12 protein-coding genes are annotated in these 22994 nt (G+C 68.1%); 4 read left to right on the top strand and 8 right to left on the bottom strand.

All coding sequences use genetic code 11. The features are described 5' to 3' along the window. Positions 1–31: 31 nt before the first annotated feature. Both ACV7NO_RS10095 and dnaE read right to left on the bottom strand, forming a co-directional pair. Positions 32–1636, bottom strand: coding sequence for a long-chain fatty acid--CoA ligase (locus ACV7NO_RS10095; protein ID WP_463405871.1), 1605 nt, complete (start codon positions 1634–1636; stop codon positions 32–34). 19 nt (positions 1637–1655) lie between these two features. Then, a complete protein-coding gene (gene dnaE, locus ACV7NO_RS10090) occupies positions 1656–5183 on the bottom strand; it encodes a DNA polymerase III subunit alpha (RefSeq protein WP_463407314.1) in 3528 nt (1175 codons plus the stop codon). Between the two features lie 113 nt (positions 5184–5296). Here dnaE and ACV7NO_RS10085 point away from each other — a divergent pair, with 113 nt between their 5' ends. Then, positions 5297–5860, top strand: coding sequence for an HdeD family acid-resistance protein (locus tag ACV7NO_RS10085; protein WP_463405870.1), 564 nt, complete (start codon positions 5297–5299; stop codon positions 5858–5860). 93 nt (positions 5861–5953) lie between these two features. Here the strand turns inward: ACV7NO_RS10085 and ACV7NO_RS10080 are convergent, their stop codons facing one another. The 4 genes from ACV7NO_RS10080 to ACV7NO_RS10065 are packed head-to-tail and all read right to left on the bottom strand — an operon-like array spanning position 5954 to position 8943. Continuing rightward, the gene (locus ACV7NO_RS10080) at positions 5954–6427 is read right to left on the bottom strand and encodes a glutathione peroxidase (protein ID WP_463405869.1); all 474 of its coding nucleotides are present in this window, start codon (positions 6425–6427) and stop codon (positions 5954–5956) included. After that, complete coding sequence (locus tag ACV7NO_RS10075) at positions 6424–7029, bottom strand: GNAT family N-acetyltransferase (protein WP_463405868.1); 606 nt, start codon at positions 7027–7029, stop codon at positions 6424–6426. The genes ACV7NO_RS10080 and ACV7NO_RS10075 overlap by 4 nt, the downstream gene beginning before the upstream one ends. Then, positions 7026–7700 carry an ABC transporter ATP-binding protein gene (locus tag ACV7NO_RS10070; protein ID WP_463405867.1) on the bottom strand — a complete coding sequence of 225 codons (675 nt, stop codon included), beginning with the start codon at positions 7698–7700 and terminating at the stop codon, positions 7026–7028. The genes ACV7NO_RS10075 and ACV7NO_RS10070 overlap by 4 nt, the downstream gene beginning before the upstream one ends. Further along, positions 7693–8943: a lipoprotein-releasing ABC transporter permease subunit gene (locus ACV7NO_RS10065; RefSeq protein ID WP_463405866.1), complete on the bottom strand. Its 1251-nt coding sequence runs from the start codon at positions 8941–8943 to the stop codon at positions 7693–7695. Before ACV7NO_RS10065 ends, ACV7NO_RS10070 begins: the two co-directional genes overlap by 8 nt. 546 nt (positions 8944–9489) lie before the next feature. On the opposite strand from ACV7NO_RS10065, the gene ACV7NO_RS10060 reads away from it, so the two are divergent. From ACV7NO_RS10060 to ACV7NO_RS10050, 3 genes are all read left to right on the top strand, one after another. Then, positions 9490–12405, top strand: a complete 2916-nt coding sequence (locus tag ACV7NO_RS10060; protein WP_463405865.1) for a TonB-dependent receptor domain-containing protein — start codon at positions 9490–9492, stop codon at positions 12403–12405. A 67-nt stretch (positions 12406–12472) separates the two neighbouring features. Continuing rightward, on the top strand, positions 12473–15586 hold the full coding sequence (locus ACV7NO_RS10055) for a glycoside hydrolase family 2 TIM barrel-domain containing protein (protein ID WP_463405864.1): 3114 nt from the start codon (positions 12473–12475) through the stop codon (positions 15584–15586). Then, on the top strand, positions 15583–17856 hold the full coding sequence (locus tag ACV7NO_RS10050; RefSeq protein WP_463405863.1) for a S9 family peptidase: 2274 nt from the start codon (positions 15583–15585) through the stop codon (positions 17854–17856). The genes ACV7NO_RS10055 and ACV7NO_RS10050 overlap by 4 nt, the downstream gene beginning before the upstream one ends. A gap of 46 nt (positions 17857–17902) precedes the next feature. Here the strand turns inward: ACV7NO_RS10050 and ACV7NO_RS10045 are convergent, their stop codons facing one another. Together ACV7NO_RS10045 and ACV7NO_RS10040 are read right to left on the bottom strand one after the other, a co-directional pair. Beyond that, on the bottom strand, positions 17903–20188 hold the full coding sequence (locus ACV7NO_RS10045; RefSeq protein WP_463405862.1) for a hypothetical protein: 2286 nt from the start codon (positions 20186–20188) through the stop codon (positions 17903–17905). Next, positions 20188–22881 carry a DUF5695 domain-containing protein gene (locus tag ACV7NO_RS10040; protein ID WP_463405861.1) on the bottom strand — a complete coding sequence of 898 codons (2694 nt, stop codon included), beginning with the start codon at positions 22879–22881 and terminating at the stop codon, positions 20188–20190. Before ACV7NO_RS10040 ends, ACV7NO_RS10045 begins: the two co-directional genes overlap by 1 nt. Between the last annotated feature and the right edge of the window lie 113 nt (positions 22882–22994).

Here is a 22994-nt window from a genome sequence, read left to right as displayed (position 1 = left end):
GCCGCGTACCGGGACGGATGGCGGCAGCCGGTCAGGCCGTCGCCAGCGAGAAATCCTTGAACTTCTCCCGTAGCGCCGTCTTCAAAAGCTTCCCCGTCGCGGTGTGCGGCAGGTCGTCGACGAAGACGATCTCGTCGGGTAGCCACCATTTCGCGACATGCTTCGCCAGATGCGCCGAGATCTCCGCCGTCGTCACCGCGCTTCCGGGCTTCCTCACCACCAGCAACAGCGGCCGCTCGTCCCATTTCGGATGGTACACGCCGATCGCCGCCGCCTCCGCGACGCCTGCGCAGCCGACCGCGGCATTCTCCAGCTCGACCGAACTGATCCACTCCCCGCCGGACTTGATGACGTCCTTCGACCGGTCGGTGATCTGCATCGTCCCGTCGGGATGAAGCACCGCGACGTCGCCGGTATCGAACCAGCCGTCTGCGTCGATCGCCTCCGCCTCCGCCTGGAAATAGCGCTTTACCACCCACGGCCCGCGCACGTGCAGCTTGCCCGACGAGGTGCCGTCGCGCGGTTGCGCCACACCGTCGTCGTCGACCACCTTCAGCTCGACCCCGAACGGCAACCGCCCCTGCTTGCACACCAGGTCGAGCTTCGCATCCTCGCTCATCTCGTCCCAGTCGGCAGGCAGCGAGCCCGCGGTGCCGACCGGCGACGTCTCGGTCATCCCCCACAGATGCGCGACGTGCACCCCCATCCCCATCAGTCGCGCGATCATCGCGCGCGGCGCGGCCGACCCGCCGATGCTGACCAGCTTCAGGAAGCGCGGCGCCTGCCCCGTCTCGTCGATATGCTTGAACAACGAGAGCCAGACGGTCGGCACCCCGGCCGAATGCGTCACCTTTTCGGCATTCATAAGATCGCACAGCACCGCCGCGTCGTTGACAGCGGAGAACACAAACTTCGTCCCCGCCAGCGCACCCGCGAACGGCAGGCCCCACGCCGCGGCGTGGAACATCGGGACGATCGGCAGCGCCACTGAGCGCGACGACAGGTCGAAGATCGCGGGCGCGATCTCCGCCATCGCGTGGAGCACGGTCGAGCGATGCTCGTACAGCACGCCCTTGGGATGGCCCGTCGTCCCGCTGGTATAGCACAGCATGCACGGCGCACGCTCGGGTCCCTCGACCCACGCATAGTCGCCATCCTCGGCGTCGATCAGCGCCCGGTAGCTGCCATCGCCGCTGCCGTCGAACACGACGAAATGCTCGATCGTCGTCCACTGCGAGCGCAGCCGGTCGACCAGCGGCTGGAACGCCATGTCGTAGAACAGCACGCGATCCTCGGCATGGTTCGCGATATAGACGAGCTGCTCGTCGAACAGCCGCGGGTTGATCGTGTGGATCACCCCGCCCATGCCGATCGCGCCATACCATGTCGCCAGATGGTGCCCGTGGTTCATCGCCAGCGTCGCGATCCGGTCGCCGGGTTTGCAGCCCAGCCGTTCGAGCGCCTGCGCCACCTTGCGCGCATCCGCCGCGATGCCGGCCCAGTCGCTCCGCGTCTCGGAGCCGTCGGCCCAGCGCGAGACGATCTCGCGATGGCCGTGTTCGCGCGCGGCGTGGTCGATGATCCGCGGCACGCGCAGTTCGAAATCCTGCATTCCACCCAGCACCGCGCCCGTCATCACCGCTCTCCCGATCTCGTCAGCCCACCAGCGCCAGCCTCGTCTCGGAGGTCGTCAGCACCGCGTTCGAAACACCGTGCAACGTTGCGATCCGATCGGCAAGCTCGCCGTCCAGCAGGAAATCGCGCCCCAGCAACAGCGTGGCGACCCCGCCGTCCGGCAGCGGCGCCTTCAGCTTCACCTCCCCGCGCGCGCCGCGATGCGCCGCCAGCATCGCCGCCAATGGCCCGATCGCCGCCGCGTCCGCCAGCGTCACCTCGACGACGAACCGCGCGGTCGTCGCCAGCATCTCGAACGGCTGGATCCGGCTGACCGAAACGCGCGGCGTATCCTCGCCCGGCCGGCGATCGAGCTCGACCGTCGCCAGCCCGCACCCGCCGTTGCGCGCCGCCTCCTCCAGGTCCGCCGCGACCTTGTCGTCGAAACACGTCGCGACGAACTGCCCCGTCGCATCGCTCAGCGTCGCCATCATGTAGCGCTTGCCCCTGGCCGAGGTCCGCCACCGCGCATCCTCGACCAGCACCGCCATCGTCGCGCCTGCGCGCGTTCCGTCCTCGGGGATGTTGAGTTCGCCCAGCGCGGTGAACGCCCGAGCACCATAGGTCTTGGCGATATGCGCATGCCGGTCGACCGGGTGTGCGGAGAAATAGAAGCCGAACGCCTCCTTTTCCTGCTCCATGCGCTGCGCCATCGTCCAGCTGGCAGACGGGGGCAGCTTGATCGAATCCCCCGCCACCGGGCTGTCGCCGAACAGCCCGCCCTGCCCGCTCGTCTTCGCGTCGTGCGTGCGCGCCGCGATCGCGATGATCGTCTCCGCCACCGCCAGCACGCCCGCGCGGTTCGGTTCCAGCGCATCGAACGCGCCCGCCCCCGCCAGCGTCTCCAGCTGGCGCTTGTTCATCAGCCGCGGATCGACGCGGTGCGCCAGATCGTCGAGGCTCGAGAACGCACCGTTCGCCTCGCGCTCTGCGACCAGCCGCTCCATCGCGCCCTCGCCTACCGACTTCAGCGCGGCGAGCGCATAGCGGACCTTCAGGCCGTCGTCGGTCTCCTCGACATCGAACTCCGCCCCGCTCGCATTGATGTCGGGCGGCAGGCACCCGACGCCCAGCCGCCGCATGTCGTCGACGAAGATCGCCAGCTTGTCGGTCAGCGTCATGTCGTAGCACATCGAGGCCGCGTAGAATTCGTGCGGGTGATGCGCCTTCAACCACGCGGTCTGGTACGCCAGCAACGCGTAGGCCGCAGCGTGGCTCTTGTTGAAGCCGTATCCGGCGAACTTGTCGATCAAATCGAACAGCTCGTTCGCCTTGCCCTTCGGGATGCCGTTGGTGGCGAGGCACCCCTCGACGAAGGTCGCGCGCTGCGCGTCCATCTCCGCCTTGATCTTCTTGCCCATCGCGCGCCGCAACAGATCCGCGCCGCCCAGCGAATAGCCCGCCAGCACCTGCGCCGCCTGCATCACCTGTTCCTGGTAGACGAAGATGCCGTACGTCTCGCTCAGCAGCCCCTCGAGCAACGCATGCGGATAGACGATCTCCTCGGTGCCCTGCTTGCGCCGACCGAACGAGGGGATGTTGTCCATCGGCCCCGGCCGGTAGAGCGAGACGAGCGCGATGATGTCGCCGAAATTGGACGGCCGCACCGCCGACAGCGTCCGCCGCATGCCTTCCGATTCCAGCTGGAACACGCCGACGGTGTTGCCGCTCTGGAGCAGCCTGTACGTCGTCTCGTCGTCCCATGGCAGCGCGTCGAGGTCGATCGTCACCCCGCGCTTGGCGAGCAGCTGCGTCGCCTTCTTCAGAACCGACAGCGTCTTGAGCCCGAGAAAGTCGAACTTCACCAGCCCCGCGCCCTCGACATATTTCATGTCGAACTGCGTGACGGGCATGTCGGAGCGCGGATCGCGGTAGAGCGGCACCAGCTGCGCCAGCGGCCGGTCCCCGATCACCACGCCCGCGGCGTGCGTCGACGAGTGCCGCGGCAACCCCTCCAGCTGGATCGCGAGATCGAGCAGGTGGCGCACCTGGTTGTCGTTGGCATATTCCTTGGCCAACTCCCCGACGCCGTTCAGGGCGCGTTTCAGGTCCCACGGATCGGTCGGGTGGTTGGGCACCAGCTTCGCCAGCCGGTCGACCTGCCCATAGCTCATCTGGAGCACGCGGCCGGTGTCCTTCAGCACCGCGCGCGCCTTCAACTTCCCGAAGGTGATGATCTGCGCGACCTGATCGCGCCCGTATTTCTCCTGCACATAGCGGATCACCTCGCCGCGCCGCGTTTCGCAAAAGTCGATGTCGAAGTCGGGCATCGACACGCGCTCGGGATTGAGGAACCGCTCGAACAGCAGACCCAGCGACAGCGGGTCGAGATCGGTGATCGTCAGCGCCCAGGCCACGACCGACCCCGCCCCCGAACCACGCCCCGGCCCCACCGGAATATCGTGCGACTTCGCCCATTTGATGAAATCGGACACGATCAGGAAATAGCCCGGAAACCCCATCTGGATGATGACGTCCAGCTCGAACTCCAGCCGCTCGCGATAGGGCTGGCGCCAGTCCGCCGCGGTTTCCGTCGGCGTATCGGTTTCGAGCGGCGGCGACAGATGCCGCAGCTCCTCGATCCGCCGCAGCCGCGCCTCCAGCCCCACCCGCGCCTCGTCTCGCAGCATCTGCGACTCGCCCTCGCGGTCGCCCGCAAGGCTCGGCAGGATCGGCTTGCGCTTGGGCGCCGCCACCGCGCAGCGCTGCGCCACCACCAGCGTGTTCTCGATCGCCTCGGGCAGGTCCTCGAACAGCCGCCTCATCTCCTCCGCGGGCTTCATCCACAGGTGCGGCGAGCTGCGCGGTCGCTCCTCGCTCGCGACATAGGTGGAGCTGGCGATGCACAGCATCGTATCGTGCGCCTCGCCGAACGCCGCGTCCGCGAAACAGCACGGATTGGTCGCGACCAGCGGCAGCCCGCGCGCATAGGCCAGGTCGATCAGCAGCGCCTCCGCCGCCTCCTCGGTCGCGTCGCCACGGCGGACGATCTCGACGAACAGCCGGTCCGGGAACAGCGCCTGCAACGCGTCGGCATAGCTCTCCGCCCGCGCCGGCTGGTCCTCGGCGTAGAGCCGCGCGAGGCCACCCTCACCCCCCGCGGTCAGCGCGATCAGCCCGTCGCTCCGCCCCTGAAATGCCGCCAGGTCGACATGCGCAGGCTGTTCGATCGGCCGGTCGAGATGCGCCAGGCTGACAAGCGCGCACAGATTGTCGTATCCTGTGGAGTCCTGCGCATACAGCGCCAGCCAGTCGAGCACCGGCGTCGCCCCCTCGGGCATCCCCGGCCGCGCGACCGCCAGCATCGTCCCGATTACCGGCTGCACCCCCGCCCCAGTCGCCGCGTCGGAAAAGGCCATCGCCGCATACAGCCCGTTGCGATCGGTCAGCGCCGCCGCCGGGAACCCGAGCTTCAACGCGTGCTTGGCGATCGCCTTCGGCTCGATCGCGCCGTCGAGCATGGTGTAGGACGAGAAGATACGAAGCGGCACGAACCCGGAATGCGACATGTGCGTGACGCTATCCCACACTCCCCGATTCGACCAGTCCGCGCGCACCCCGAACCCGACGAACGGAACCGTCCGCGGCATCGCCCGTTGCGCGCGCGACAGGAGTTCTTGCTATGACCGATATCCCATTCGATGCTGCCGCTATTCGCCCGGGCGCCGGGTGGGGCTGGATCCTTGCTTATGGCATCGTTTCCGTACTCGTCGGCATCGCCGCGCTGGTCTGGCCCGTCTCCGCGACTTGGGCGGCGACGATCGTCGTCGGTGTAGCGTTCGTCGCGACCGGCATCGTCTCGATCGCCGCCGGGCTGATGGGCAAGGGCAGCCAGACGCGCGCCTATGCGATCCTGTTCGGCATCGTCAGCCTCGTAATCGGCGGCGTCATGGCGTTCGAACCCGTCACCGGCGCGATCTCGATCACGCTGCTCGTCGCGATCTGGCTCGGCGTGCGCGGCGCGCTGGAACTCTACTGGGGGACGAAGTTCCGTCGAGGCCGCGCGCTGATGATCGCACTCGGTGCCGTCAACCTGCTGCTCGCGCTGTTCATCCTCGCGACCGTGCCCTGGTCCGCGCTGACGCTTCCGGGCTTCATCCTCGGGATCAGCTTCCTGTTCGGCGGCGTCACCGCGATCGGCGCCGCGCTCGACCACAAGAAGGGTACGCCCGCTTTCGGGGCGTAGGCCTCACCCCAACCTCCTCCGTACCCCGGCGAAGGGCCGGGGCCAGTCCCGATCAAAAGACGCGCGCGGCAGCGCGATCCGCGCCCTGCCCGATCAAAGCAATGCCTCGATATCCCCCGCCAGATCTTCCGGCTTCGTCGTCGGTGCATAGCGCCGCACGGCCCGCCCCTCGCGATCGATCAGGAACTTCGTGAAGTTCCACTTGATCGCCTTCGATCCCAGCACCCCCGGCGCCTCCGCTTTCAGCGCCTCGAACAGCGGGTCGGCATTCCCGCCATTGACGTCGATCTTGCCGAACACGGGGAAGGTCACGTCATAGGTCAGCGAACAGAAGTTCGCGATCTCCGCCGCGTCGCCCGGCTCCTGCGCGCCGAACTGGTTGCACGGGAACGCCAGCACCTCGAACCCGCGATCGCCATAACGGCGATGCAGTTCTTCCAGCCCCTCATATTGCGGCGTGAACCCGCATTTCGATGCGGTGTTGACGATCAGCAGCACCTTGCCGCGCCACGTATCGAGCGACGCGACGCCCCCGTCCGCGGCCTTCACCTCGAAATCGGTAATCATCCCGCCGTCCCTTCCCCCCGCGCCAGCAGATATGTCAGGTTCGCCCGCACCTCCGGCCATTCGCGGTCGAGAATGCTGTAGACGACGGTGTCGCGCAAGCGCCCGTCCGCGGTCACCTCGTGCCCGCGCAGCACGCCGTCGCGCCGCGCGCCCAGCCGCTCGATCGCGCGCTGGCTCGCCTTGTTGAGGAAATCGGTGCGGATCTGGACGCACTGGCACCCCAGCACGTCGAACGCATGCGCCAACAGCAGTCGCTTCGCCTCGGTATTCACCCCCGTCCGCTGGACGCGCTTGGCATAGAAGGTCCCGCCAAGCTCGACGCGGCGGTTGCCCGGGTTCATCCGCAGGAACCGCGTCGTCCCGCAGACTACGCCTTGCGCATCGAGCACCGCGAACGGCATTGCCCGCCCATAGTCACGCTCGCGGAACACCCGCGCGAAAAACGCGTCGGCGTCCTTCATCTGCGACACGCTGGCGTAGAACAGATCCCACAGCCCGCCCTCCGCCGCCGCGGCGACCAGCGCGTCGCGATCCCCGATCGCCAGCGGCCGCAGCTTCATGTGGCGACCGACGAGCGTCGGCGCATCCCGCCACGCGCTCACGTCAGCACGCCCTCATGCAGCCGCACCACCCGGTCCATCCGCGCCGCCAGCCGCTCGTTATGCGTCGCGACCAGCGCGGCGGAGCCCTCCTCGCGGACCAGCCGCAGGAACTCCGCGAACACCACGTCCGCGGTCGCCTCGTCGAGATTGCCCGTCGGCTCGTCCGCCAGCACCAGCGCGGGCCGGTTCGCCAGCGCGCGCGCCACCGCCACCCGCTGCTGCTCGCCACCCGAAAGTTGCGCGGGCCGGTGCGTCAGCCGATGCCCCAGCCCCAGCACCGTCAGCAGTGCCGCCGCCCGCGTCGCCGCCACGTCGCGCGCGGTGCCGCGCACCAGCTGCGGCAGCTCGACATTCTCGCTCGCGTTGAAATCGGGGAGCAGATGGTGGAACTGGTACACGAACCCCAGGCTGTCGCGCCGCACTCGCGTCCGCGCATCCGCGTCGAGCTTCGCCGCTTCCTCGCCCGCGATCCGGATCGATCCCTCGAACCCGCCCTCGAGCAGCCCCACCGCCTGCAACAGCGTCGACTTGCCCGATCCCGATGGCCCCAGCAGCGCGACGATCTCGCCCGGCGCGACCGACAGGTCGACGCCGCGCAGGACGTGGATCGTCTCCCCCCCCTGCGTGAAGCTGCGCGCCAGTGCGGCGGTCTGGAGGACGGGACTATTCATAGCGCAGGACCTGTACCGGATCGGTGCTCGCCGCCTTGAAGGCGGGATAGACGGTGGCGAGGAACGTCATCAGCAGCGTGATGAGCACGATCGCGACGATCTCGACCGGGTTCGCCTTCGACGGCAGCTCGGTCAGGTAGCGGATCGAGGGATCCCACAGATTCTGCCCCGTCACGAACTGGACGAAATTGACCACCGCCTGCCGGAAGAACAGGAACACGAAGCCCAGCCCCAGCCCCAGCAGGATGCCCAGCACCCCGATCGTCGTCCCCACCGTCATGAAGATGCGCAGCATCGCGCCGCGTGTCGCGCCCATCGTCCGCAGGATCGCGATGTCCCGCGTCTTGGCGCGCACCAGCATGATGAGCGAGGAGGCGATGTTGAACGCCGCGACCAGGATGATGATGCACAGGACGGTGAACATCGCCACGCGCTCGACCGCCAGCGCCTCGAACAGCTGCGCGTTCATCTGCCGCCAGTCGCTCAGCACCGCGCGGTCGCCGACCTGCCGCGCCAGCGGCGCCAGGATCGCGCCGACATTGTCCGGGTTATCGGTCTGCACCTCGACCATGCCGACCGCATCGCCCAGCAGCAGCAGCCTCTGCGCATCCTCCATCGGCATGATGACGTACGCCTTGTCGTAATCGTAGACGCCTACCTCGAACACTGCGCCGACCGTATAGTTCACGATCCGCGGCACCGTGCCGAACGGCGTCGACTGCCCCTGGGGGCTGATGAGCGAGATCTCGGAGCCAACGGTCGCGCCCAGCGCCTCCGCCAGCCGCGCGCCGATCGCGACATTGTTGCTGCCCGTGGTAATCGACGCGATCGATCCCGCCACCACCTTGTTCTGGATCGTCCGGTTCGCGCGGATGTCCGCCACGCGCATCCCGCGCACCAGCACCGCCTCGACCCGGCCGTTGTACGACGACATCAGCGGCTGTTCGATCAGCGGCAGCGCCTCGGTCACCCCCGGCGTCGCCTTGGCGTCCTTCACGATCTCGCGCCAGTCGGGCAGGCGCCCGCCGATCCCCTGCACCACCGCGTGGCCGTTGAGCCCAACGATCTTGTCGAACAGCTCCGCGCGGAACCCGTTCATCACGCTCATCACGATGACGAGCGCGGCGACGCCCAGCATCACCGCGCCCAGGCTGAACCCGGCGACGAGGACGATGAACCGCTCCCCCTTGCCCGGCAGGAGATAGCGCCGCGCGATCATGCGCTCGTACGCGGAAAGGATCATGCCGCTGGTCTGTCGCCTGGAGGGAAGAATGACGCCGCAATTAGGGCCCGGTCGCCCTCGAGGCAACGTCTGTTGCGGATTCGACACAGGGGCACCGCAATCGGTTTATCTCCCGTTCATTTCCATCGACAGCCGGAACGGTCGCGCCTAGCAACAATCGCACTGGCACACAGGCAAACAGGCCGTGGTTCGGGGACGCTTCGAAGCTCCGCTCAGAGATGGGCGCGCGGGCCGAAGCAACTTAAGGGGGCTGACGAGCGATCGTCACGCAGGCGCCCGGGCTGGAAACAGTCCGGGCGTTTGCATGTCCGGCATCGTTCGGTCCGATGTCTTGCCCGCGACTCTTCCTCGACGGATCCGTGCCGTCAAACGCTATGATCCTCGATGGCTTTTATGCTGATCGATACCCGGCCTCGCCGCCCCATTTCCATCGGAGCGCGATATAGCCCCGACCCAGCCAACCCGCTCGAACCTAATCGTATAATATATTTGAAATGTTCATATCGTATAATGTATATGTACCGTGCAGACCAAAAGGGGGCCAGCATGAGCATCGCATTCGATCGATTCTTCCAATCCACCGCGCTCGCCGCGATCGCCATAGCGCTGGCGTCTCCGGCTGCCGCGCAGACATCCACCGCGTCGGCCGATCAAGCATCGACCGAGGACGACTCGATCACCGTCACCGGCACGCGCCTGAAGACGAACGGGACGCAGAGCAACAGCCCGACGACCGTGATCCAGGCCGAGGAGATCCGCCTCCAGGGCGCGACCAATATCGAGAACGTGCTGAACCGCCTGCCGCAGATCACGCCGGACGCGAACGAGAACGTCTCGAACGGCTCGGACGGCACCGCGAAGCTCAACCTGCGCAACCTCGGCAGCAACCGGAACCTGGTCCTCGTCAACGGCCAGCGCCTGCTGCCGGTCCAGGCGACTGACCTGAACTTCATCCCGTCCGCGCTGATCGAGCGCGTCGACGTGGTGACCGGCGGCGCATCCGCGGTGTATGGCTCGGATGCGGTGTCGGGCGTCGTCAACTTCATCCTGCGCGACAATCTCAACGGCGTCGTCGCGGACGCGCAGTACGGCTTCTCGAACCATCACAACGATAATGCCGGCCGCCGCAACCTGATCGCCGCGAGCGGTTACCAGAACGCGCTGCCCTCCCCTGTCGATGGGCAGCGCTTCGATGCGAACATCGCGTTCGGCACCAACTTCGCCGAGGGCCGCGGCAACGTCACCGCCTATTTCGGCTATCGCGATGTCCGGCCGATCATGCAGGGCGACCGCGACGTATCGGCCTGTGGACTCGATCCCGCGCCCGGCAACGCGACCCACCTGTGCGGCGGGTCGAGCAACAACGAATATGGCCTGTTCCAGCCGCTGACCGGTCCCAATGCGGGCCAGCGCTTCAACAACACCCGTGACGGCGCCAAGACCTGGGTGCCGTACAATGCCAGCTTCCGGTACAATTATGGCCCGCTCAACTACTTCCAGCGCAACGACACCCGCTACACCGCGGGCGCGTTCGCCAAGTACGAGGTGATTCCGGCAGCCGAGATCTACGGCAGCTTCATGTTCATGGACGACCGATCCAATTCACAGGTCGCGCCGTCCGCACTGTTCCAGGGATCGACCTTCACGATCAACTGCAACAATCCGCTGCTCAGCCAGCAGCAGGGCCAGCTTCTGTGCGGCAGCAACTACGGCAGCAGCACGGTGTCGCAGGATCTGTTCATCGGCTACCGCCCGGTCGGCGGCAACGCGCTCCCGCGTCGCGACGATCTGCGCCACACCGACTACCGAGTCACCGGCGGCGTGCGCGGCGAAGTCGCCAAGGGTATCCGCTACGACCTGAACGCGCTGTTCTCGACGGTGATCTTCAACGAGAACTACCAGAACGACATCGATCCCACCCGCGCCAATCGCGCGCTGCAGGTCGTCAGCGTGGGCGGCGTGCCGACCTGCAAGTCGGTGGTCGACAACACCGATCCGCGCTGCGCCCCGATCGACGTGTTCCGCGCCGCCGGGATCAGCCAGGCCGGCCTCAACTATATCTATGCGCCCACCTTCACCCGCGGGCTCGACAAGGAGACGGTGCTCAACGGCGCGGTCACCGCGGAACTCGGCGAGTATGGCGTCAAGAGCCCCTGGGCGGATCACGGCATCGGCCTCGTCCTCGGCGTCGAGCATCGTCGCGAGAGCCTGGAGTTCCGCGCCGACGCGCTGGCGCTCCAGAAGGGCACCAAGGAGAGCGAGGGCAAGTTCGACGTTACCGAATTCTTCTCGGAAGTCCGCGTTCCGCTGCTCGAGGACAAGCCGTTCGCGCAGGAATTGACCGTCACCGGCGGCTATCGCTACTCGAAGTACAGCACCCGCAGCGACGGCATCTCCACCTACAAGGGCGAGTTGTCCTATGCCCCGGTCCGCGACCTGCGGCTGCGCGCCAGCTACAACCGCGCGATCCGCGCGCCGAACATCGCGGAACTGTTCGGCGCGCAACAGATCGGCAATGTCGCCGCACAGGATCCCTGTGCCGGCGCCACCCCGACGGCGAGCGCCGCACGCTGCGCGCTGACAGGCGTCAGCGCCGCGCAGTACGGACGGATCATCGAATGCCCGAGCGAAGTGTGCAGCGCGCTCGGCGGCGGCAACGTCGCGCTCAAGCCCGAAGAGGCGGACACCTACACCGCGGGCCTCGTGTTCGAGCCCGGCTTCGTCCCCCGCCTGTCGCTGTCGGTCGACTATTTCAACATCAAGGTGAAGGACTATATCAGCTCGGTGCCCGCCTCGCTGACGATCAGCCAGTGCGTCGCGACGGGGGATCCGTTCTTCTGCTCGCTGTTCAAGCGCGATCCGCGCAACGGCGTGCTGTTCGGCGAACAGGGCTATGTCGTCTCGACGACGCAGAACACCGGTTCGCTCGCCACCTCGGGGATCGACGTCGGCGCGAACTATTCGCTTCCCACCGGCATCGGCCGGTTCGACGCGCAGATGGTCGGCACCTGGCTCAACGCGCTCAAGACCGAACCGCTGCCGGGCCTCGGCTCCTATGACTGCAAGGGCCTGTTCGGCCCCACCTGCGGCCAGCCCAGCCCCGAATGGCGGCACCAGGCGCGCTTCACCTGGACCGATCCGACGAACTTCGGCTCGGTATCGCTCAACTGGCGCTATATCGGCCCGACCTCGCTGACCAACAACACGAAGGACCCGTTCCTGACCGGCCCGGCCTATATCGTGAACGCGCGCATCCCCTCGTACAATTACTTCGATCTCGCGGTCAGCGCGAAGCTCGACAAGGCGGTCTCGCTGCGCGCGGGCGTCAACAACCTCCTCGATCGCGATGCGCCTGCGATCGCGGCGGGGTTGCTGTCGTCGTTCGGTAACGGCAACACCTATCCCGGCGTCTACGACGTCGCCGGGCGGACGTTCTTCTTCGGCGTCCACGCCGAATTCTGACGGCCGCATGACGATTGGAACCGGTGGGCGCCATCGCCCGCCGGTTCCGCTACCCCCGGGAGTCCCGATGCCGCGCCACGCCTGCCGACCGCTCGCACTCCTCCTCTCGACGCTCGCTCTCCCCGCGCTTGCCCAGACGTCACCGGGAACGCCCGCGCCACCCGCCGAATGGGAGCGTCCCGATATCATCCGCCAGGGCGCGGAGCCGATGCGTGCCACCTTCGCCGGGTTCGAGACGCGTCGCCTCGCGCTCGCGAACGACGCGACGAAATCACGCTACCACCTCTCGCTCGACGGCGACTGGCGCTTCCGCCTCTCGCCCACCCCGGAAACCCGGCCGGTCGGGTTCGAGCAGCCCGCCTACGACGTTTCCGCCTGGGGAACGATGAAGGTCCCCGGCATCCTCCAGGCCGAGGGTCATGGCAGCCCGGTCTTCGTCGGCAGCGGCTATCCCTTCCCACGCAACCAGCCGAAGATCGACCACAGCCTCAACGAAGTCGGCGCATACCGCCGCGACTTCGTCGTCCCCCCGCACTTCACCGGCCGTCGCCTGCTGCTGACGATCGGCGCGGCGGGCGCGGCCTATTACATCTGGGTGAACGGACAGCGCATCGGCTATTCCGAGGACTCGAAGCTTCCCGCCGAGTTCGACGTCACCGCCGCCGCAAGACCGGGGCGCAACACGATCGCGATCGAGCTCTATCGCTATGCCGACGGCAGCTATCTCGAGGACCAGGATTTCTGGCGCGTCAACGGCATCGAGCGCAGCGTCACGCTCTACGCCGCCCCGCCCACACACATCCGCGACCTGTCGATCGGCGCCGGCCTCGACCCAAGCTACCGCGACGGCCGCCTGTCGCTCGCCGTCGACCTCGCCGGCATTCCCGCCGCGACCCGCGTCCGCACCACGCTGCTCGACGGCAAGACCGAAGTCCTCGTCCGCGACGCCACCACCACCGACACCACCGCACGGATCGACGCGACCGTCCCCGCCGTCCGTTGCTGGACGGCCGAAACCCCGGAACTCTACACCCTCCTCGTCGAACTCCTCGACGCGAACGGCCGCGTCGTCGAGGCGACCACCCGCCGCATCGGCTTCCGCACCGTCGAGATCGCAGGCGGCGAGGTCCGCGTGAACGGCAAGCGCATCATGATCCGCGGCGTCAACCGTCACGAGCACGATCCCCGCACCGTCCACATCGTCTCCGAAGCGACGATGCGCCGCGACATCGCGCTGATGAAGGCCGCGAACGTCAACGCGGTCCGCACCTCGCACTATCCCAACGATCCGCGCTGGTACGATCTCGCCGACGAATACGGCCTCTACATCATGGACGAGGCCAATATCGAAAGCCACGGCTATCTCAGCCTCTCGCAGGAACGCGGCAACGACCCGTCTGTCCTGCTCGGTAACGACCCCGCATGGCGTTCCGCGCATCTCGATCGTGTCGAGCGCATGGTCGAACGCGACAAGAACCACCCCTCGGTCATCTTCTGGTCGCTCGGCAACGAAACCGGCATCGGCACCAGCTTCGAAGCGGTGGCGAAATGGGTGAAGGCGCGCGATCCATCGCGACTCGTCAGCTTCCTGGGCTGGAGCATGAGCAACTGGCGTCATCCCACCAATGCCTATGTCGACATCTTCGCGCCGATGTACGACGATATCTGGAAGCTCGCCGATTATGCGGACCAGCCCGATCTGAAACAGCCGCTGATCCTGTCGGAATACGCCCATGCGATGGGCAACAGCCTCGGCAATTTCGCGGATTATTGGCAGACGTTCCGCACGCACCCGAAGCTCCAGGGCGGATTCGTGTGGGATTGGGTCGACCAGACGATCCTCCTGAAGGACAAGGCCGGCCGCGACTATTTCGCTCAAGGCCCGGACTTTCCAAACAAAGGCGGCGACGACAGCCCCGTCGGCGACGGCGTGATCCGCTCGGATCGCACCCCCGATCCCGAATATTTCGAGCTCGCCAAGGTCCAGTCTCCGATCGCGTTCAGCCTGACCCGCACCGGCTTCGGCGTGACCAACCGTCACGATCACATCGACCTGTCCGGCTTCACCTTCGACTGGGAGGCCCTCGAAGACGGCCGCCCCGTCGCACACGGCTCCATCGCGACGCCGCAGGTCGCGCCGGGTGGCTTCGCGCAACTCGCCTTCGCCAGCCTGCCCCCCGCGTCCAAGGACCGGCTCGCCGAACAGGTCGTCGTGCTCCGCGCCCGCGCCAGGGCGGGCACGATCCCGATGGTGCCCGCCGGCCACGTCGTCGCATGGGACCAGTTCGCGATGACGCCGCCACGTCCGCCCGCGCCGTTCGCGCCCGGCCCCGCCCCGGTCGAGGCGGACGGCGCGCTCACGCTGTCCGCGGGCGACGCGACGCTCGCGATCGACAAGGCGACCGGCCTCGTCCGCCACTACCGCCGCAGCGGCCGCACGCTCCTGACCGGCGGCGCGCCCGATTTCTGGCGCGCCCCCACCGACAACGACAACGGCGCCGGCGTCCCCAGGACGCATGCGATGTGGAAGGTCTTCTCGGAGCAGCGCCGCGTCGACGACGTCGCGATCGAAGGCTCCGCGATCGTCGTCCGCCACGACATGGGCGTCGGCTCGGTCAAGACGGTCACCCGCTGGACGATGGCCACCGATGGCACCGTCCGCGCCGAGGTCGCGTTCACCCCGATCCGCGACACGCTCCCCGATCCGCAGCGCATCGGCCTCGCCTTCGCCACCCCGCCCGTGCTCGATCATGTCCGCTGGTTCGGCCGCGGCCCGCACGAAACCTATCCCGATCGCAAGACCAGCGGGCTGATCGCGATCTGGGACGGCACGTTGGCGGACCAGTATCACGGCTATGCCCGCCCCCAGGATTCGGGTGCGAAGCAGGACGTCCGCTGGATCGCGCTGACCGGCGGCGGCACCGGCCTGCGCGTGACGGGCGCGCAGCCGCTCGCGGTCACCGCGCTCGCCTTCCCCTATGCCGATCTCGCGATGAAGCCGCCGGGACAGGCGCACAGCTCGGACATCCGCCCGCACGGCGACGGCACGCTGCTGGTCGACGCCTTGCAATCGGGCGTCGGCGGCGACACCGGCTGGAACCTCGATGGAAGGCCCCACATGCAATATCGCACCCCCCTGAAGCCCCTGACATGGTCGTTCACGATCGGCGCCGACCGGTGAGACGCACGCTCGCCACGCTCCTGCTGCTCGCCACCGCCGTGCCCGCGCTGGCGCAGGACCCCGTCGCCACCCGCATCGACCGCTCGCTCGCGCTGCGCGACCAGTGGGAATGGCTCACCCGCGATATCGCCGGCGCGGTGCAGTGGGACGAGGATGGCCGCCACTTCCACTATCGCAAGACCGTCCCCGGCGGCTTCGCCTTCGTCGACGTCGATGCGCAGACGCTGGCGAAGCGCGCCGCCTTCGACGCCGCCGCGATCGCGAAGGCGTTCGGCGATCGCCTCGATCCGCTCCGCCTGCCGTTCGACCGCTTCGCCTATGTAGACGCACGCACCGCGATCGTCATGCCCGCCGGCCGCGGCGAGGTCCGCTGCACGCTCGTCACCCCTGTCTGCACCCGCGTCGATCCCGGCCCCCAGCCCCGCGAGCGCGGTTTCGGCGTCGTCCGCGACCTCCGCCAGCCCGCCGACAACCATCCCCGCCCCTCCCCGGACGGCACGCTCGAGGCGTTGGTGGTCGAGGACAATCTCGTCGTCCGCGATCGCGCCACCGGCCGCGAGACATGGCGCAGCCAGGACGGGTCGGCGGCCAATTTCTACGATCCCGAGACGATCGCCTGGTCCCCCGACGGCCGCCATATCGCGGTCTACCGCGTCCGTCCCGGCTATGCCCGGATGGTGACCCGCGTTGTCTCGTCGCCCCCCGGCCGCCTCCATCCCGAAGTCGCGCAGCAACTCTATCCCAAGCCCGGCGACGCGGTCGATCAGGAACAGCCCGTCCTCTTCACCGTCGCTGGCGGCGCGCAAGTCGACGTCGCCAACGCGACCTTCCCGAACCCCTATTACCTGACCCCGCCAAACTGGCGGAAGGACTCGCGCAGCTTCGCCTTCCAGTATATCCGCCGCGGCTTCGGTCAGGCACGCATCATCGCCGTCGATGCCGCGACCGCCGCGCCGCACGTCGCGGTCAGCGAGGACCCGAAGACCTTCGTCTTCCGCGACCGAATCTTCGGGCACGAGGTGAACGGGCTCGACCGCGAGCTGATCTGGGCGTCGGAGCGCGACGGCTGGCGCCACCTCTACCTCGTCGACGCCACCACCGGCCGCGTGAAGACGCAGATCACGAAAGGCCAATGGCTCGTCCGCGACATTGCCAAGATCGACGATGCGAAGCGCCGCATCTGGTTCTCCGCCAGCGGCGTCGTGCCGGGGCAGGACCCCTATTACAAACACTGGTTCCGCGTCGATTTCGACGGCCGCAACCTCACCCCGCTGACGACCGTGGACGCGACGCACGAGCTTACGTTCTCCCCCGACATGACGCGCTATGTCGACGTCTATTCGCGCACCGACCTGCCCGAGCGCGCCGAACTCCACGACGCCGCCGACAGTCGCCTGATCGCCAGTCTCGAAACCGGCGACATCACCGCACTCACCGCCGCGGGCTTCAAGCCCCCAGAACGCTTCACCGCCAAGGGCCGCGACGGCGCGACCGACATCTACGGCATCGTCGTTCGCCCGCGCGACTTCGATCCGGCGAAGCGCTATCCGGTGATCGAGAACATCTATGCCGGTCCGCACGACAGTTTCGTGCCCAAGGCATTCTCGCCGCTCACCGGCTTCTCGGGCGGCGACAAGGTGGTCGGCATGCAGCAGCTCGCCGATCTCGGCTTCGTCGTCGTGATGATCGACGGCATGGGCACCGCCAACCGCTCCAAGGCGTTCCACGACGTCGCGTGGAAACACATGGACGACATGGGCTTTCCGGACCGGATCGCATGGATGAAGGCGCTGGCGGCGAAGGACGCGTCGCTCGATCTGACGCGCGTCGGCATCTATGGCGGTTCGGCGGGCGGGCAGAACACGCTCGACGCGCTGCTCTTCCATCCCGATTTCTACAAGGCGGGGGTGGCCTTCGCGGGCTGTTTCGACAACCGCATGGACAAGATCGACTGGAACGAACAATGGCTCGGCTGGCCGGTCGACCAGTCCTATCTCGCCGCCTCGGGCGTCGTCCACGCCAGCAAGCTCAGGGGCAAGCTGATGCTGGTAGTCGGCGAGCAGGATTCGAACGTCGATCCCGCCTCGACGATGCAGGTCGTCGACGCGCTCATCCGATCGAACAAGGATTTCGAGCTGCTGACGATCCCCAACGGCGAGCATGGGGCGGGCCGCACCAACGGCCCCGTCCCCTACGCGATGCGCCGCCAGTACGACTTCTTCCTGCGCACCCTGCGCGGCGAAGGCCTGACCGACTGGAACGCCCGGTAACAACACCCTTCCTCTCCCCTTTGGGGGAGAGGAAGGGCGGCCCGCGCTAGACCGTCCGAACCTCCACCTCGAACCGCCCCCCGGCCCGCGCGTCCAGCACGACCACATCACCGGCCATCCGAACCGCCCGCCCGTTCACGCTCGCCGACGCCACCCGAACCCCCTCGGGCAACCGGAAGCGCACCCGGACCTCCGCCGGCCCCCGCGCGCCGAACGCAACGGACGCGGTCGCCCGCTTCGCCCCCGCATCATACCGCGTGACATAGTCGACCCGCCCCCACCGCGTCGGCGCCTGCCTGAGCGCGATCGTCTCCCCGCCCGCGAACCACGCGCGCGGCACCCCCAGCCCCAGCTCGAGCCGGTCCGCATCGTCGTCCTCGATCGCCAGCATCCAGCGCACCAGCAACGGGATCGTCAGCTGCGCGGGGATGCAGAACAGCGGCAGGTCCCCCGTGACCCCCGACACCTCGCCCGCCACCCAGCTCCCGCGCGAGTGGGAGTGGAACCGGTGCGAATGAAGGAACAGCAGATACTCCTCGACCCGCCCCAGCCGCAGCAGCGCGCGCGCATGCCCGTAGGAGATGAACCCAAGCTGGTCGCGGTACGTCGCGTTGGCGGGCGCGAAATTCGCGGTCACCCCGATGCACGTCCCCCCATGCCCGCGCACGCAATCCGCGACGAGGTTGGCGAGATCGGCAGGCAGTACGTCCGCCTGCAACAGCTCGGCATAGACGCGATGCGACCAGCCCTGCTCGCTGCGCTTGCCCGTCGACAGCGCCTCGCGCCACGTCCCCGTCGCCCCGGGCAGCGGCCCGAGATACGCGGGCGTCAGGTCACGCCGCACCGCCGCGCGCATCCGCGTCACCAGATGCGCCTCCAGCGCGTCCGCCCGCGTCGCCCACGCTTGCGTCTCGCCCAGCGCCGGCCACGCCCGCGCGATGTCGCGCCACCCGCGCACCGCCCACGCGCTGTTGTTCCAGTACGGCTTCCACCACAGCATCGGATCCGGGTGCAGGCACGCGTCGGACTCGCTCCACCCATGGAGCAATCCATGGCCGCGATCGCCCTTCGCCAGCTTCAGCGACGCCTCGTGCAGTTCGACCAGGATCGCCGCGGTCGCCGCGACCTTGCCCTTGATCCGCGCTACCCCCGCGACGTCCCCGGTATAGCGCAGGTAGCGTGCGACCAGCGACAGCGTCAGCCCGAACTGCGCCACCTCCGGCCCGCGCATGTTGCACATCCCGTCGTCGCCGACGAACACGTCGAAATACTGGTCGATCACCGCCTTGGCCTGCGCGAACCGCCCCCATTCCAGATTGGCGTAGAGCGACGAGGTGAATGTATCCTGGAACCCGTCATATTCCGGGCCGAAATAGTCGCGGTCGACCACGCCGTATTTCGGATAGGTCCCGCCGGGCCGGACGACGATCTCCTTGGCGAACGCATGCGCGACCATGTCGGGATAGACGGCATCGGGCAGCGACACCGGCGCCAGGTCCGCCAGCTCGCCATGCCACGCGCCCGCGAAGCGCAGCAGCGCGCGATAGAACTCCGCCGCCCCCGGGTTCGTCCGCCGCGGCGGGAACGGCGCATAGCTGTGGCCGTAATGCGTCTCGACCGCGCGCCCTTTCTCGACGCGCACCGTCCGATGCCACGTCTGGACGACCAGCGGATCGGTCGCATCGACATCGGCGAACACGATCAGGTCGTACCAGCTGCCCTCCGCGATCGGGATCGCCTTGTGCACCGCGGGCAGCCACCCGCCGAGCAGCCCCTCGAACCGCGTCTTCGCGCCCGCGTCGCCCTCCAGCGCCGCAAACGCATGCTCGGGCCGATAGCCGCGCGTCCGCCCGTTCGGGAACACCGGCATCGTGTCGCCCGCATGCCGCGTCCCGACGAAGCTGGTCCACCCCAGTCGCGCGCCCAGCTTCGCCGCGTCGAAGTCCGATCCCGACGGCGGCGCGGCATCGCGCACCCGCGCCGGATCGGGATCGCCCCCGCCCGCCAGCAGCGCGTCGGCGAGCAGGTCCGCCCCCGCCATCGCGATCGCCTTCAGCTCCATCCCCAGATAGGCGGGCTTCGCGGTCGCATGCATCGCCTCGGTCCGCTTGGGCAGCAGCACCGCGCGGTCGCCGCGCACCAGCGCCAGCATCCCGTCGCGCGACGACAGGTCCTCATGCACCGCCCAAGCCCCGTCGTCGGTCGCGAACCGCGCGACGACGGGCAGCGCAGCCACCCCTGCCGGTACTGCGCGAAGCGGCCATTGCTGCGCAGCAATCGGCGCAGCGGCCACGGTCGCGGCAGAGCCCGCGAGGAATTGACGACGGTCCATCAGCGAGCCTCCAGCGTGATCGTAAGGGGGGTGGTCCGCAGCGGAACCGCATAGGCGCCGCGCTCGAGCGTACCGACATCGGGTCGCCACGCCGCGCCTTCCGCCGGTGCCTCGACGGACACCCGCGCGACCGGCGTGGACGCGGTCGCGGGATCGAGCGTCAGCTCGATCCGCTTCGCCCCCGGCATCCATCGCGCGCTGGCGATCGTTCCCGCGGACAGCGTGATCCACTGCCCCGCCGGCGCCACGAACAGCCGCGTCCGCGCGCCGTCATGCGGCACGATGTCGATCGCCCCGCCCGCCTCGCGTCCCATCTCCCGCACGATCCCGCCGAACCCCAGCCAGCCCAGCACCGGATCGTTCACCAGATAGGTCGCCGCGGCATAGGCATGCCCGAAATACCCCATTCCATAGTCACCGGTCAGCGGATCCCAGTCCATCACGTCGGGCTCCGAATGGAACCCCGCCGACGCGAACCCTTCACGGTCGACATTGGTGATGCCCCCCATGAACCCGCCATAGGCGACGCGCAGCAGGTGCAGGTCGCCCGGATCGCGGCGATACGCGTCGAACAGCGGAACGGCGTTCAGCGCCGATCCGTAATGGTGCAGCTGCCGCTCGATCCGCTTGGTCTTGCCGCCATAGAGGAAGTCCCAATAGCGCCGCGCATTGCCGTTATAGCCCCAGTGCGGAACGGTGGGATCATAGCCCAGGATCACCTCGCGCGTAATCGCGGCCTCCTTCGGGTGCCCGAAATAGCGCATCCACGCATAGACCTCCGGCTGCCCGGTCGAGTCCCACGCCATCTCGCTGCCGAACGGATAGGCCAGTGTCCGCCAGTGATCCGCGCGCGCCTTCATCAGCGCCTCGACCTCCGCGGCCTCCTTCGTCATCCCCTCGCGCTTCAGGTCGAGCAGGATCTCGAGGAACACCTCGCCCTCCATCTGCCCGAACTGCGCATAATGCGGCGCATCGCGCATCATCGCGACCGTCGTCCTGTGCGCCCAGCCGAGATACCAGCGCCAGTCGTGCCGCGTCACCAGCCCGACATGGTCGCGCGCCAGCCGGTACAGCACCCAATGCCCCGCCGCGACGTGCGGATAATTGTACGACCGGCCCAGATCGTCGGCCTGCTTCCTGTCCCACGACGCCCAGGTCGACCAGTCGATACCCGTGTCGTAATAGCCCGCGAACGCCTTCGGGTCGTACCAGAACAGGCTCTTCCTCACACCCCCCGCCTGCGCGCCGTCCTTCACCTGCAGCTTGCCGAGGACGGTCTCGTCGATCATCCGCTCCAGCTTGGCGATCTCGCCCGCATCGGGATGGTCGAGCTGCTTCATCGCCGCCGCGACCCACGCGCCCGCGCCGCCCTCGTCGCTCATCCCCGCGATCCACACGCGCTGGTCCTGCGTTACGATCCGGTTCGCCTGCCGGTCATAGGTCAGGATCGCAGGGCTCCGTTTGAACGGATCGGCGGCATCGTCGAACCACTGCTTCGTCGTCGCGAACCGGCCCAGATCCGCGGACACCTGCGCCAGCGGTTTCGTCACATAGTAATGGACCGTCTGCACGCTGCCGTCGGCATAGGTCAGCGCCACCCGCGCGCGGCCCCAGCCGGTGCCCGTCACCCGATAGCGCGCCCACCCCGCCGGCCCGGCGACCTTCGTCAGCGTCAGCGCATCGGCCGGAAACACCGCGACCGAGCGGACTGCGGACGGCGCCTTCACGAACAGGTCCGCCGGGCTGTCGGTCGGCACCACATAGCCCGGGATCCCGATCGCGACCGGCCGCCGCGCCTGTATCAGCGTCGCGTCGATCGCGCGGATCGCTGGCGACGCGACGAAGCGTACGCCGAACGTCCGCCGCTCGCCGGGCTTCAGCACGAAGCCCGTCGGCGCGTTCCACGGGGCGCCTGCGCCCTTCCACTCGCGCGCCGCCATCGCCTTGGTCGCGACCATCCAGTCGTAGAAGCCTTCCGCGGTCTGCTGCCGCTTCGTCCGGTCGGTGAAGATGTCCCCCGCCGGCGCCTTCCCCGCCTCATGGATGATCCGATACGCCTCCAGCGGCGTTGCGCGCTCGGGCACCACCAGCAGCGCGGGTCCCTTCCCGTTCAGCCGCGTCACCTGCAGATAGCCGGCATCCTGCCCGATATACGGATCGACGAAGCTCGCCTGCGCGTGTGCCTGTTCCAGCGTGCGGTCGGTGATGATGTTGTCGAACACCATCGGCAGCCCCAGCGCGCCGATCTCGATCGCCGTCCGCCCCGGGTTCGACAGCGTCAGGCGCATCGCCGGCGCCCCGCCCTCGCGTATCCATGCCCGCTCGATCCCCAGCGGAAACCCCGCGCCCATCGTCGCCGCGATATCCGCGCGCGCGATCGTCTCGCCGCCCGCCGGCAGCGCCCGGATCGGCCGCCGCGCCCGCGCGGACGCAAAGTCCTGCCACGCCCCGTCCGCCACGCGCAGCCGGATGTTCACGTCGCCGATATGGACGAACCCGTCGCCGCGCCGCTCCGTCGCCCGCCCGCTCGGCACGAAGTCGAACCCCGCCTCCGTGACCGGCGAAAGCGACGCCAGCGTCTGCGTGTCGCGCCGCAACGCCAGTGACAGCCCCCCGACGACATACCGGTCCGCCGCCGGCGCAGTCTCGACCCGCGACGAATCCGCCGCGGGCAGGATCGCGGCGGTGGACATCAGCAGCAACCCCGGCAAAAGTCTCGCTAAACGCACCGCAGCTGCCCTCCCTCGATCCCCTGTCACCGGTTGACACCCCGGCCGGCAGGCGTATCGTATACAGTATTCGTTGG

It is taken from the genome of Sphingomonas sp. Ell38C01, from assembly GCF_055231975.1.
Note: the sequence above shows the minus strand (reverse complement) of the source record. Positions and strands in the feature narration are given on the sequence as shown.